The organism is Streptomyces sp. NPDC086519 (assembly GCF_040686075.1).
Taxonomy (GTDB): Bacteria; Actinomycetota; Actinomycetes; order Streptomycetales; family Streptomycetaceae; genus Streptomyces; species Streptomyces shenzhenensis.
Map to the genome: position 1 here is coordinate 15924 of NZ_JBFBJL010000095.1, position 11244 is coordinate 27167.

Annotated in this window: 12 protein-coding genes and 1 pseudogene; 3 read left to right on the forward strand and 10 right to left on the reverse strand. The window is 71.2% G+C overall.

The annotated features are described in order from the left end of the window. Nucleotides 1–6: 6 nt before the first annotated feature. From AB0P24_RS44145 to AB0P24_RS44155, 3 genes are all read right to left on the reverse strand, one after another. The gene (locus AB0P24_RS44145; protein ID WP_365804465.1) at nucleotides 7–927 is read right to left on the reverse strand and encodes a VOC family protein; all 921 of its coding nucleotides are present in this window, start codon (nucleotides 925–927) and stop codon (nucleotides 7–9) included. Between the two features lie 135 nt (nucleotides 928–1062). After that, nucleotides 1063–1974 carry a LysR family transcriptional regulator gene (locus AB0P24_RS44150; protein ID WP_365804467.1) on the reverse strand — a complete coding sequence of 304 codons (912 nt, stop codon included), beginning with the start codon at nucleotides 1972–1974 and terminating at the stop codon, nucleotides 1063–1065. 111 nt (nucleotides 1975–2085) lie between these two features. Next, nucleotides 2086–2649, reverse strand: a complete 564-nt coding sequence (locus AB0P24_RS44155; protein WP_365804488.1) for a carboxymuconolactone decarboxylase family protein — start codon at nucleotides 2647–2649, stop codon at nucleotides 2086–2088. 216 nt (nucleotides 2650–2865) lie between these two features. Here AB0P24_RS44155 and AB0P24_RS44160 point away from each other — a divergent pair, with 216 nt between their 5' ends. The 3 genes from AB0P24_RS44160 (at nucleotide 2866) to AB0P24_RS44170 (ending at nucleotide 4783) form a co-directional block, all read left to right on the forward strand. Further along, on the forward strand, nucleotides 2866–3270 hold the full coding sequence (locus tag AB0P24_RS44160; protein WP_365804469.1) for a cupin domain-containing protein: 405 nt from the start codon (nucleotides 2866–2868) through the stop codon (nucleotides 3268–3270). 131 nt (nucleotides 3271–3401) lie between these two features. Further along, on the forward strand, nucleotides 3402–3824 hold the full coding sequence (locus AB0P24_RS44165; RefSeq protein ID WP_365804471.1) for an SH3 domain-containing protein: 423 nt from the start codon (nucleotides 3402–3404) through the stop codon (nucleotides 3822–3824). A gap of 194 nt (nucleotides 3825–4018) precedes the next feature. Continuing rightward, entirely contained in the window at nucleotides 4019–4783 is a 765-nt protein-coding gene (locus AB0P24_RS44170) for a DUF2690 domain-containing protein (RefSeq protein WP_365804473.1), read from the forward strand. A 55-nt stretch (nucleotides 4784–4838) separates the two neighbouring features. Here AB0P24_RS44170 and AB0P24_RS44175 read toward each other — a convergent pair whose 3' ends face one another. The 7 genes and pseudogenes from AB0P24_RS44175 to AB0P24_RS44205 all read right to left on the reverse strand — a co-directional run. Continuing rightward, nucleotides 4839–6164: an MFS transporter gene (locus AB0P24_RS44175; protein ID WP_365804475.1), complete on the reverse strand. Its 1326-nt coding sequence runs from the start codon at nucleotides 6162–6164 to the stop codon at nucleotides 4839–4841. A gap of 225 nt (nucleotides 6165–6389) precedes the next feature. After that, the gene (locus AB0P24_RS44180; RefSeq protein WP_365804477.1) at nucleotides 6390–7340 is read right to left on the reverse strand and encodes a catechol 2,3-dioxygenase; all 951 of its coding nucleotides are present in this window, start codon (nucleotides 7338–7340) and stop codon (nucleotides 6390–6392) included. After that, nucleotides 7321–8439 (reverse strand): 4-oxalomesaconate tautomerase, encoded by a 1119-nt coding sequence (locus AB0P24_RS44185; protein WP_365804479.1) that lies wholly within the window; start codon nucleotides 8437–8439, stop codon nucleotides 7321–7323. Before AB0P24_RS44185 ends, AB0P24_RS44180 begins: the two co-directional genes overlap by 20 nt. Beyond that, a complete protein-coding gene (locus tag AB0P24_RS44190; protein WP_365804481.1) occupies nucleotides 8436–9140 on the reverse strand; it encodes a 4-carboxy-4-hydroxy-2-oxoadipate aldolase/oxaloacetate decarboxylase in 705 nt (234 codons plus the stop codon). The genes AB0P24_RS44185 and AB0P24_RS44190 overlap by 4 nt, the downstream gene beginning before the upstream one ends. Beyond that, nucleotides 9137–9925: a PIG-L deacetylase family protein gene (locus tag AB0P24_RS44195; protein ID WP_365804484.1), complete on the reverse strand. Its 789-nt coding sequence runs from the start codon at nucleotides 9923–9925 to the stop codon at nucleotides 9137–9139. The genes AB0P24_RS44190 and AB0P24_RS44195 overlap by 4 nt, the downstream gene beginning before the upstream one ends. A 51-nt stretch (nucleotides 9926–9976) precedes the next feature. Continuing rightward, nucleotides 9977–10627: a GntR family transcriptional regulator gene (locus AB0P24_RS44200; RefSeq protein WP_365804486.1), complete on the reverse strand. Its 651-nt coding sequence runs from the start codon at nucleotides 10625–10627 to the stop codon at nucleotides 9977–9979. A gap of 105 nt (nucleotides 10628–10732) precedes the next feature. Continuing rightward, nucleotides 10733–10984: pseudogene (locus AB0P24_RS44205) on the reverse strand (winged helix-turn-helix domain-containing protein); the annotation flags it as partial. Between the last annotated feature and the right edge of the window lie 260 nt (nucleotides 10985–11244).

Sequence of the window (11244 nt, forward strand, 5' to 3'; positions counted from 1 at the left end):
TCAGGTTCAGGACGCGGTGGGCGCTTCCTGGTCGCGGTTGGTGCGCAGGGCCCAGATGTGGTGCGGCGGGGTCGTCTCGTGGACCCGGGTGCCGTATTTCTCGTCGGCCCGGTCCATGTCGGCGGCGTACTCGACGCGGCCGCCGCACGGGGCGTGCAGGAAGCGGAAGACGTTGGAGCCGATGGTGTGCCGGCCGAGCCTGCGGGCCTCCCGCCAGCCCTGCTCGATCATGTGATTGCCGCCCTCGATCACGTCGTCGAAGCCGGGTACCTCGTAGGCGATGTGGTTGACGCCCGCCCTGTCGGGGCGGTGGCACAGCAGCATGGTGTGCTGGTCGTCGTCGCCGGGGGCCTGCATGAAGACGCCCATCGGCTCGACCACGTCGGTCGGGCGGAACCCGAGCCGGTCGACGTAGAAGCCGACGGCCTCCTCGCGGCCCTCCTTGGGGATGTTCAGGGCGACGTGGCACATGCGCAGCGGGCGGACCCGGGTGATCGGCTCCAGGGCGGTGTTCCAGCGGGTGACGCTGCCCAGCGTGTTGGCCGGGCGGGGCGCGACCGGGGCCGGGACGGGGCGGGCCAGGGTGAGGCCGACGCCGAAGCCGGTCTCGTCGACGGTGTGGTGGACGCCGTCGGCGCTCTCGCGGACCTCGCGGTCCCGGCCCGCCTCCGCCACCAGCCGCTCCAGCTCCTGAGGGGTGTCGACGCCCCAGACGACCTCGCGCAGCGTCGGCCTGTCCTCGACGGGGGCCGGCAGCAGCGGCGACGGCAGGGTGTCGAGGTGCAGGGTCTGGCCGGTGCGGGTCTCGAACACCGCGTGCTCGTCGGTCCGTTCCGCCATCGACAGCCCGAAGTCGTCGAAGAACCGGACACACACGCCGAGGTCGTCGACGGCATAGGTGACCGATTCGATTCTCTGGATTCCCATGGATTCCTCGTTTCCGGGTCGCCTCGCGAGCGTAGGTTTCGGCTCGTGAGGGGCTCAATGGCCTGAGCTCTACGGAATGCGCAAGCGTTTCTTGCGGCCCGGGCCACCCGGACCCCGGGCCGCGTGCCGCCCGGCCTACGACCGGATCGCGGGAATCGGGTTCTGCGCGAACCACTCGGCGAGGAAGTCCAGGAAGACGCTGATCTTGCGCGGGGCGTCCTGCCCGGGCCCGTAGATCGCGTACAGCGGGCGGTCGGGTACGGCGAGGTCGGGCAGCAGCACCTGGAGGGCGCCGGAGACGAGGTCGTCGTAGACCGGGCGCTGGGGCAGCAGGGCGATACCGCGGCCGTGCACCGCCGCCTTCTGCAGGGCGATGTAGGAGTTGGACGAGAACGCGATGTTGCGGATCTTGTGCAGGGTGCTGGCGTGACCGTGCCCGATCCGCCAGACCGGGTCGTTGAGGTGGACCAGGCAGTCGTGGGCCGCGAGGTCGTTCGGGTGGGCGAGCGTGCCGCAGCGCTCGATGTACTCCGCGGAGGCGCAGAGCACGAACGGCAGTGAGGCGATCTTCTTCAGCCGGACACTGGAGTCCCTGAGGTCCCGGGTGTGGAAGGCGACGTCGAATCCGCTGTCCAGGAAGTCGTAGGTGCGGTCCGACATCCCGCCGAGTTCGAACCGGACCTGGATCTTCGGATGCGTCGCCGAGAACGCGGCGATGGCGTCCCCGAGATCGAGGCTGCCTATCCACTTGGGGCAGATGACGCTGAGGGTGCCCTCGGGCCGGTCGTGGAGCTGGGCGATGCCGGCGTCCTCGGCCTCGATCTCGTCGAGGATCCGGGCGGCGAACTCGGCGTAGCGCTGGCCCGGCTCGGTGAGGCTCACGGAGCGGGCGGTGCGGTTGACCAGGCGTACGCCGATCTGCCGCTCCAGCTCCGCCACGTGCCGGGACACCAGGGAGCCGGACGAACCGAGTTTCTTGGCGGCTCCGCTGAAACTGCCGACCTGGGCGACGGTCACGAAGCTGTGCATGAGGAGCAAGCGATCCATTTTTCCTCCGAACGCGCGTGCGGCTCGCTCGCGCCGGTCACCCACACAAATGGAATGTCGGCGATCCTGTCAACGGTTCTCGGCTTAAAAGACCGGCCGCGTTTCTCATGGTCAGGCGCTGGTTCGGGCTCCGTCCGGGGCGATCCGCCGGTAGCCGCGGACATCCGGGAACGGCGGCTCCCGGTCGGCCTGGAGGTCCACCTGGAAGGTGTTCAGGCACATGCCGAGCATGGTGAAGTTGCCGAGCGCGCCGATCGTGTCGACCAGCCCCTTGGGACCGAAGTGCGCCAGGGCGCGGGCGAAGGTCCCGTCGGTGACGAAGTGCTCCTCCAGGACCTCCCGGCAGAACTGGTAGAACGCCTGGTCGGCCTCGTCCGCGAAGACGGCCTCGCGCTTCTCGGCGATGGCCTCGACGGCCGCTCGCGGGATGCCGGCCTCGATCGCCTGGTGGACGTGGGCGTTCCAGGAGTACTGGGCGTCCCAGTTGCGGGCCGCCATCAGCAGGGTCAGTTCGCGCAGGTGTTTGGGGAGGCTGCATTCGAAGCGGGCGAAGGCGCCGAGGGACTCCGCGCGTTCGCACATCTCCGGACTGTGCAGCCAGACCCTGAAGGGGCCGCGGACGGCGCCGCGGCGGCCCGCGATCCGGGCGGCCAGCTCCTGCTGGCGCGGATCCATCTCGTCTTCGCTGAGAACGGGGAGCCTCATGGGGCCGTTACCTGCCTTCTGTCTTCGGCGGCTGTGGACTGCCAGGTGACGCTACAGCCGCGCCCCGGCCGCTCACACCTCCCGGAGCGCAAGGTAAAACTGCACGCCAGGGGGCACCCGTTCACGCGGAGGCGGCCTAGCGTCGGTGGGCGTACCGCGTACGCCGTAGTGGAGAGGAACCCCCCGATGACCACGATCATCAAGGCCGCGTCCGTACCCCTGCTGGACCGGGGCGGTGCGGTCGTGACGACACCGCTGATCACCACGCCGTCGGCGGGCGGGGAGAACCTCATCACCAGCGGGATGAGCGTCTATCCGGTGGGCTGCGGGGCGCCGTTGCACTCGCACAACTGCGACGAGCACGTGACCGTCCTGGAGGGCGAGGCGGAGGTGTGGGTGGACGGCGAGGTGACCCGCCTCGAGCAGTTCGACACCACGTACGTCCCGTCCCCCGTCCCCCACCTGTTCCGCAACGTCGGCGACACCCCGCTGCGGATCCTGTGGGTGTACTCCTCGGGGTACGTCACGCGGACCTTCACCGCCACGGGGAAGACGGTCGAGCACCTGTCGGCGCAGGACCAGATGGGCTGAGCCCCGGTGCGCCCTGGGACGTCCCAGCCGTCCCAGGGCACGCGGGGACGACATGGTGCCGATCCGGCACGGAAACGCTCCGAGTCGTGATCACGCTTCGTGGTCACGAGCACGACAGCACGGAGGTTTCCATGTCCCGTCGGATCCTGAAGAACGGCCTGCTGGCCACGGTCGCGGTGTTCGCGCTCCTGCCCACGGCCGGGGCCGCCACCGCGAGCGCCGCCACCCCGGTCCCCGCGCCCCAGGGAATCGTGCAGTTCTACAACTACACCACCCTGCCCGCGCCGGCGGCCCACCGTCTCCACCACCGGCACTACGCCTACCGCACGGTGGGCCGGGTGACCACGCACCGCGTCCGGCTCAACGTCCGCTCCGGCCCGGGCACCCGCTACCGGGTGGTGAGCCACCGCCGCAACCACCGGCTCGTCCCGCTGACCTGCAAGACCTACGGCGGCTCGGTGCACGGCAACCACACCTGGTACCGGCTCCCGCACCACAAGGGGTACGTCTCCGCCCGCTACGTCCGGGTCGGCCACGCCGTCCCGTGGTGCTGACCGGCCCGCACCGCCGTACTCCCTGACCGCCGAGACCTGTTCGGGAACCCCGCGTTCTCGAACAGGTCTTCGGCATGCACCCCCCGATTCACCGTCTACACACCTGTTCGCCGATTGCGGGCCCGGTCCCGAGGGGAAACCATCCCGACAACAGGGGCGAAACGCCCATAGCGCAAGAAGTCGAGGCACGCAACATGCCGCACCCCGAAGGAGCGAGGACCACCCCGCCGGACGCGTCGCCGGCGGCGAGGCTGCGCGAACTGAAGGAGCGTACGGGACTGAGCCTCGCGGCGCTGGCCGCCCGCACTCCGTACAGCAAGTCAGCCTGGCACCGCTATCTCTCCGGCGACAAACGACCGCCGCGCGCGGCCGTGGAGGCCCTGGCCCGGCTCGCGGGCGCCGATCCGGCGGCCGTGCTGGCGCTGTGCGATGCCGCCGAGGGGCCGCCGGCCGTCGAGCCGGTCCCGGGCAGGCCTCCGGCGAGGCGGGGGTGGCGGCTGCCGCTCACCGCGCTCGCGCTGCTCGCCGTGGCCGGGGCGACAGCGGCGGCCGTGACCGTCTCGGACCGGCGCGGGACTCCGGGAGCCCAGCCGGTGTCGGCGGCGCCGCGCTGTCATGGCCGCTCCTGCCAGGGCGAGTTGCCGGACGCGTCGGCGTGCGACCGGGACGCGCGGACCAAGAGCCGTGTCACCGGTGTCGCCTACGACGTCCGGCTGCGCTGGTCCCCCGCCTGCGGCACCGTCTGGTCCGAGGTGCGGCTGCACGCGCCGCACGCCCGGGAGGTCTCGGTCCGGGCCGGGGAGGACGTGCTCTCGGCGAGCTATCCCGCCGAGGACTCGGTCGGCTACACCAGCCCGATGCTCGCGGTGCCGGCCCCCCGGGGCGTGGAGGCGTGTGCGGAGGTCGAGGGAGAGCTGGCCTGCACGGGCCTGGAGGCGGAGCCGGCCGGCGAGCAGTAGGAAGGCGCCGCGCCCGTGGCGGAGCGCGGCGCCGGACCGGTCCGGACGGCACCGGTCAGTGTGCGGCGAGCAGCTTCTCCCGGTCGTGGCCGGCCTGCGGCTGCCCGGCCGAGCGCAGGGCGGCGACGCCGATGAACACCATCGAGGAGACACCGGCCAGCGCGAAGGCGGTGAAGCCCCAGCCGCCGTTGCCCGCGGCGAGCAGCTGGCCGCCGAGCCACGGCCCGAAGACGGCGCCGAAGCGGCCCATGCCGGAGGTCCAGCCGACGGCGGTGGCGCGGCTGTCCGGGGTGGAGCGGATGGAGACGGTCGCGTAGATCATCGTCTGGGCGCTGTTCAGGAAGACGCCGGTGAGGAAGACGACCAGGGTGGTCACGCCCATCGGCATGTGCACGCTGAGCAGGTAGACGCCGGCGGCGGTGAGGGCGAACCAGATCGCCGCGATGCGCGGGGCACCGAACCGGTCGGCGGCACGCCCCGCGACCAGCATGCCCACGATGCCGCCGAGGTTGAAGACGACGACGAACGTGAGGGCGTTGGTGAGCTCGTAACCCTCGGTGCGCATCAGGGTCGGCAGCCAGGTGGCGACGCCGTAGACCAGCAGCAGACCGCCGAAGGAGGCCAGCCAGTACAGCAGGGTCTGCAGCCACTCGCCGCCGCGGAACAGGCCGAGCAGCGCGTCCCAGCGGTCGGCGGCGGTCTTCTTGGCGGCGACGGCGGGCAGTTCGACCTCGTAGCGGCCGGCGAGGGCCTCGGCCTCCTCGGTGCGGCCCTTGGCGACCAGGAAGCTCAGCGACTCGGGCAGGAGCTTGAGCAGGACGGGGACGAAGAGCAGCGGGAGCACGCAGACCCAGAAGGCGGAGCGCCAGCCGAAGGGGTCCACCAGCCACTTGGCGACGTAGGCGGAGAGGATGCCGCCCGCGTGGTGGGCGGTCATCAGCAGACCGATGGTGATCGCGATCCGGCCGCCCTTGGCGTAGTCGGAGACCATGCTGATCGCGGTCGGCAGCAGCCCGCCGAGGCCGATGCCGGCCAGGGTGCGGCCGAGGCCGAAGACGGCGAGGCTTCCCGACACCGCGCAGATGCCGGAGGCGAGCGAGAACAGGGTGACGCAGGCGATCATCAGCTGCTTGCGGCCGATCCGGTCCGCGATCGTGCCCGCGGTCAGGGCGCCCACCAGCATGCCGAAGGTGGCGTAGGAGCCGAGGTCGCCGGCCTCGTCCGGGGTGATGCCGAAAGTCCTGGTCTCCAGCAGGTGGGGCAGCACCGAGCCGTAGATGAACATGTCGAGGCCGTCGAAGAGCACGGCCAGCCAGCACAGCCCGACGACCAGCCGGGCCAGTTTGCCGCCGCGAGCGGACAGGGCGGTTGAGGAGGACATCTTTGTTTTCCTCTCGTCCAGGAGCGTTCCCTGGAGGGGAAGCGGTAGAGGGGGTCGACGCGGCTCGTGCGGCTGACCCGTGGTGCGTAGACGCTAAGGATCGGTGGCAAAAACGTCAACACTTTTGTCAACAATCTCTGCAACGATCCGGACACCAGGGCGGCGAAGGGGGTGGCCGGCGCGCCGTGACGCGCCGGCCACCCCCCACAGGCCGCGGAAACCGGATCAGCCGACCGGCGGCGTCCCGTGCGTGTGGAAGGACTCGATCGTCTTGAGCCCCCACGCCTGCCCCTTGGCCCGCTCGGCCTCGGTCCACGTCACGAGCGGCCAGTCGGGGGCCAGCACCAGCCGGGTGAGCGGGTTGCACAGCTCGATGCGGTTGCCGCCCGGTTCGTAGACGTACAGGAAGAAGGTCTGCTGGATGGCGTGCTTGTGCGGGCCGGTCTCGATGAACACACCGGTGTCGATGGCGAGGTCGGCCGCGCGCAGGATGTCCTCGCGGCTGTCGGTCGCGAAGGCGATGTGGTGCAACCGCCCGGTCGAGCCCGTCCAGTCGGACGTGTACACGACGTCGTACGACTTGTGGGTGAAGGTCAGCCAGCGGGCCGCGATGGACCCGTTGTCCAGGCGGACCTGCTCGGTCGGGCGGGCCCCGAGGACCTGTTCCTGGAACTCGGCGTTGGCGAGCACGTCGGCGGCCAGGAAGTTGACGTGGTCCAGGCGGCGCACGCCGACGCCCCGGTTGGGCTTGGCCTGCGGCTGGTTCTTCAGCGCGGGCCTCAGCTCGTCCGGCGCCTGATAGTGCTCGCTCTCCCAGTAGAGGGCGTGCTCGTGGCCGTCCGGGTCGGTGGTGACGTAGAGCTTGCCGAGGCCGGGCTCGTCCTCCGTCCAGTGGCCGGTGCCCCCGTTGTCCTCGATTGCCTTGATCCGGCGGTTCAGGGCCTCCTCGCCGGAGGTGCGCAGGGCGAGCCGGCCGAGGCCGGGCCGGTCGCGGGCGGTGAGGACCAGGCTGTGGTGCTCGTAGTCGTCGTACGTGCGCAGGTAGACCGTGTCGCCGTCCTGGCCGTTGACGGTCAGTCCGAGGTAGTCGGTGAAGAAGGCGACGCTGGCGTCCAGGTCCGGGGTGAACAGCTGGGCATGGCCGATATGGGCGATGTCACCGAGGGGCGGAGCCATCATTGCCTCCTTGAGGTTGTGCGGGCACGGCGGCGGCGCGGGCGAAGACCGTGCCGTCGAAGATCTTGCGGGCGGTGCGGACGACCGCGGTGCGGCGGGCGGCCGGCGGGGAGCCGTCGGATCCCGGGTCGGCGCTGGTGTCGATCTCCAGGAATCCGGTGGGGTGTTCGATGCGGACACGGTCGCTCCGCTCCGGGAGCCGGGCGATCCCCTCTCCCACGCTGCCGGGCAGCCTGAGCCCCGCGGCCACGCTGGCGGCGCCGAGGACACCGATCGAGGTGTGGCAGCGGACGGGGATGAAGGTCCGGGTGGTGACCGCGCCGCCGTCACGCGGCGGGGCGAGCAGGCTGAGCTTGGGCACGGTGGCGGTCTCGACGTCCCCGAGGCCCATGAGTCTCCCCGCCGCCAGCCGGATCTCGCGGAGGCGGTCGGCGAGGGTCAGGTTCTCTTCCAGGTCCTTGGGCGACTCGTACCCGCTGACGCCGAGGTCGGCCGCCGCGACGAGCACGGTCGGCATGCCGTTGTCGACGCAGGTCACCGTCGTTCGGGCGATGGTGTCGCGGACGTTTCCGGTGGGCAGCAGCGGGCTCGGCCCGGCCGGGAACTCGATCACCACCGGCGCGGCCGTGCCGGGCACGCCGGATATCTCGGCGTCCCCGGTGTAGTCGACGCGCCCGCCGGGGGTCGGGAAGGTGGCGATGGCCGACTCGCCCGTGTTGAGCATCCGGATCCGTACCGAGGTCTCGCCGTCACCGGGGGCCACGAGCCCCCGTTCCGCGGCGAACGGGCCGACTCCGGCGAGGATGTTGCCGCAGTTCTGACGGCCGCTCACCTCCGGCCGGTCGACGGCGACCTGGAGGAAGAGGTAGTCGACGTCCGCCTCCGGGTCGTCCGACGCCGAGACGACCGCCACCTTGCTGGTGAGGGGATGCGCCCCGCCCAGGCCGTCGATCTGGCGCGGGTCGGGGCTGCCCATCACCCGCAGCAGCAGGTCGTCGCGGGCGGCGGGGTCGGCAGGCAGGTCCGCGGCCAGGAAGTACGCGCCCTTGGAGGTACCGCCGCGCATCAGCATGCAGCGCACCTCCGCGGGACCGGTCATGTGCCGAGCTCCTCGTACTCCTCGTACGTCTTGTACTCGACGCCGAGTCGCCGCAGGGTCTCGCGCAGCCCGTAGCGGTCCAGGCCCAGCTGGCCGTCGACGAACGCGGCGCGCGACGCGGCCTCCTTGGCCTCGCGGGCCTCGGACTTCCGGGCTGTCTCGCGGACGCGCTCACGGGGTACGACCACGACCCCGTCGTCGTCCGCGAGGATCACGTCACCCGGATGGATCACCTGGCCGTCGACGGCGATCGGCACGTTGACCGAGCCGCCGGTGGCCTTGACCGTGCCCTGCGAGGAGACCGCCCGGGACCAGGCCGCGAAGCCCATGTCACGCAGTTCCTGGGTGTCGCGGATACCGGTGTTGAGGACGACCCCGCGCACCCCGCGCCGCTTCAGCGCGGTCGCGAACAGCTCGCCGAAGAGCCCGTCCGTGCAGGGCGAGGTGGTGGTGACGACCAGGATGTCGCCCTCGCCGCACTGCTCGACGGCCGCGTGGATCATGAGGTTGTCGCCGGGCCAGCTGAGCACGGTGACGGCCGTGCCGGCGACCCGCACCCCCTGCTGGACGGGCCGGATCCCCGGACCCAGCAGGCCGGTGCGGCCCATCGCCTCGCTCACGGTGGCGACCCCGAAGCCGGCCAGGGCGTCGACGTCCTTCAGCTCCGCCTTCGGCGGGTTGGTGACGATCACGCCGCTCATGCCAGCTCCTTCGCGATCTGCGGGAACGGCCGCATGAACGCCTCCGCCATGGTGCGGTGCGCCAGGCCCAGGTTGGGTCCGGCGTTCCGCTTGAGCTGGACGCCCCGGCGGACGGCGAGGTCGGTGTAGTAGGCCCACAGGTGCTGCTGGGCGCCGAGGCACTCCATCGCCTTGCGCTTGGTGTCCCAGACCTCGGTGATGTCGAGCAGGACCTCGGGCCTGAAGCCGCTCATCTCGGGCTGGTGCGGCTCGAAGTAGAAGACCGGCGGGGCGCCGATGATGTCGCCCTCGCCCGGGTACCCGATGGCCTGGGCGAGGATCCGGGCCTCCAGAGCCATCCGGTTGGCGGCCGGATGGTCGCCGTTGTACGGGTCCTCGACGGGGTGGGTGAGGACGACGTCGGGCTGGGTCTCGCGGTAGACGGCGACCAGTTGGTCGGTCAGCTCGGCGGTGGCGACCAGCGGGTAGTCGCCGGCGTCGAAGAAGCGGACCTCGGCGCCGAGGGAGGCGGCTGCCTTCTCCGCCTCCTCCCGGCGTATCGCCTTGATCTCCTCCAGCTTCTTGCCCTCGCGCCATGCCTTGGCCGACTCGCCGCGCTCTCCGAAGGTCAGACACGCGATGGTGACCTTCTCGCCCCGGGACGCGGCCAGGGCGATGGCTCCGCCCGCCCGCCACACGAAGTCCCCGGCATGCGCGGTGACGACCAGAGTGGACCGCGGTGGGGACAGGGGCTCCCCCGGTCGGGCGTATTCGGGACCGGGGGAAGGCGCGTTGGCGTGCGTCATCGAAAAACTCTCCTTGGTGGACAGGTGTGCGCCCACCCAGCCCCGGGCGTCTCAGTCGCGCAGTGCGTCGATCACGCTTGTGAGGTGGGCGCGGACGGCCGCCTCGGCCGCCTGTGGGTCCCTGGCCCTGATCGCCTCGATCATCGCCAGGTGCTCGTTCAGGGATTGCTGCGGACGCCCCGGGCGCAGCGCCAGCTGAAAGCGGTGACGCACCAGTTGGGCGTTGAGCCGCTCCAGCAGTTCCACGGCGGTCTGCTGGCCGGAGATCTCCCGGATCTTGTCGTGGAGTGTGTGGTTGAGTTCGGAGTAGGTCACCGGCTCGCCGGCGGCGACGGCCTTGGTCATGGCCGCTCCGAGGTCCGCGAGGTCGCTGAGCTGCTCGTCGCTGGCCGCGACGGCCGCCTTGGCCGCGCACAGTCCCTCCAGGACCATGCGGCACTCCGTGATCGCCACCGCTTCCTCCACGGTCACCACCCGCACCCGCGAGCCGCGGTTGCGGATCCGCTCGACCAGTCCCTGGGCCTCCAGATCGATCAGAGCCGCACGGATGCTGGCGCGCGTCACACCGAACTCCTCGGCGAGTTCGTTCTCCACCAGCCGCTGGGCCGGGGCCATCTCGCCGTGCAGGATCGCCTGCCGCAGCAGCGTGAACGCGTGCTGCTTGGCCTGCTCTCCGGTGCTCGGACGGACTTCTGTCGGCATCGTGCCCTCCCTGAGTGAGTGCGTGTCGAACGTAAATCTAGCCAAACAAGATTGTCAACAATTTTGTCCGCCGTATTGCCGGGGCAATCCGGCGGACCGTGGGGCTCAGCCCGCGCGGCACAGCCGACCGAGCAGTTCGAGAACGGCCTGGTGGGCGGGGTGCGGGTCATCCCGGTCGACCTTGCGCCCGAGCCGGGAGACCAGCCGCTCGATGGCATTGCCGCCCCGGAACTCGCCCCGGACGTACCGGCCGATCCGCCCCCTGGAGAGCACTCTCTCGGCGTTGACCAGGAGGTGACGCAGCAGCGGGCACCCGGCGGGCGTGAGGTCGAGGGTGCGTCCGCCCCGGCGGGCCCGGCGAGTTCCGTCATCGCAGGAACAGGCCGGCACGGCCCGGTGCGGGGCACCGGCGGCCACCGCCAGCCGCCGAACACGGGGGGACTCATCCGTTCGGAGCACGGGCAATTCGCTTGCTTGACTCAAGTAAGCCACATATGCTTGCCTAACTCAAGTAACCGGGGTCGTCCTGAGCGGAGGCCGCCCCGTGGGCCTGCCCGACGGCGGGCCCGGGGGGCGGGCCCGGGGGGGGGGCGCGGGGGCCCCCCCCGGGGGGGGGC

What these genes read in the sequence shown, in the direction of transcription:
- AB0P24_RS44155 (WP_365804488.1), bottom strand. Translation starts at nt 2,649, where the DNA reads ATGGATCCGCGCCAGCAGGAGCTGGCCGCCCGGATCGCGGGCCGCCGC.
- AB0P24_RS44185 (WP_365804479.1), bottom strand. Translation starts at nt 8,439, where the DNA reads ATGACCGGTCCCGCGGAGGTGCGCTGCATGCTGATGCGCGGCGGTACC.
- AB0P24_RS44165 (WP_365804471.1), top strand. Translation starts at nt 3,402, where the DNA reads ATGTCCCGTCGGATCCTGAAGAACGGCCTGCTGGCCACGGTCGCGGTG.
- AB0P24_RS44175 (WP_365804475.1), bottom strand. Translation starts at nt 6,164, where the DNA reads ATGTCCTCCTCAACCGCCCTGTCCGCTCGCGGCGGCAAACTGGCCCGG.
- AB0P24_RS44145 (WP_365804465.1), bottom strand. Translation starts at nt 927, where the DNA reads ATGGGAATCCAGAGAATCGAATCGGTCACCTATGCCGTCGACGACCTC.
- AB0P24_RS44195 (WP_365804484.1), bottom strand. Translation starts at nt 9,925, where the DNA reads ATGACGCACGCCAACGCGCCTTCCCCCGGTCCCGAATACGCCCGACCG.
- AB0P24_RS44150 (WP_365804467.1), bottom strand. Translation starts at nt 1,974, where the DNA reads ATGGATCGCTTGCTCCTCATGCACAGCTTCGTGACCGTCGCCCAGGTC.
- AB0P24_RS44170 (WP_365804473.1), top strand. Translation starts at nt 4,019, where the DNA reads ATGCCGCACCCCGAAGGAGCGAGGACCACCCCGCCGGACGCGTCGCCG.
- AB0P24_RS44190 (WP_365804481.1), bottom strand. Translation starts at nt 9,140, where the DNA reads ATGAGCGGCGTGATCGTCACCAACCCGCCGAAGGCGGAGCTGAAGGAC.
- AB0P24_RS44160 (WP_365804469.1), top strand. Translation starts at nt 2,866, where the DNA reads ATGACCACGATCATCAAGGCCGCGTCCGTACCCCTGCTGGACCGGGGC.
- AB0P24_RS44200 (WP_365804486.1), bottom strand. Translation starts at nt 10,627, where the DNA reads ATGCCGACAGAAGTCCGTCCGAGCACCGGAGAGCAGGCCAAGCAGCAC.
- AB0P24_RS44180 (WP_365804477.1), bottom strand. Translation starts at nt 7,340, where the DNA reads ATGGCTCCGCCCCTCGGTGACATCGCCCATATCGGCCATGCCCAGCTG.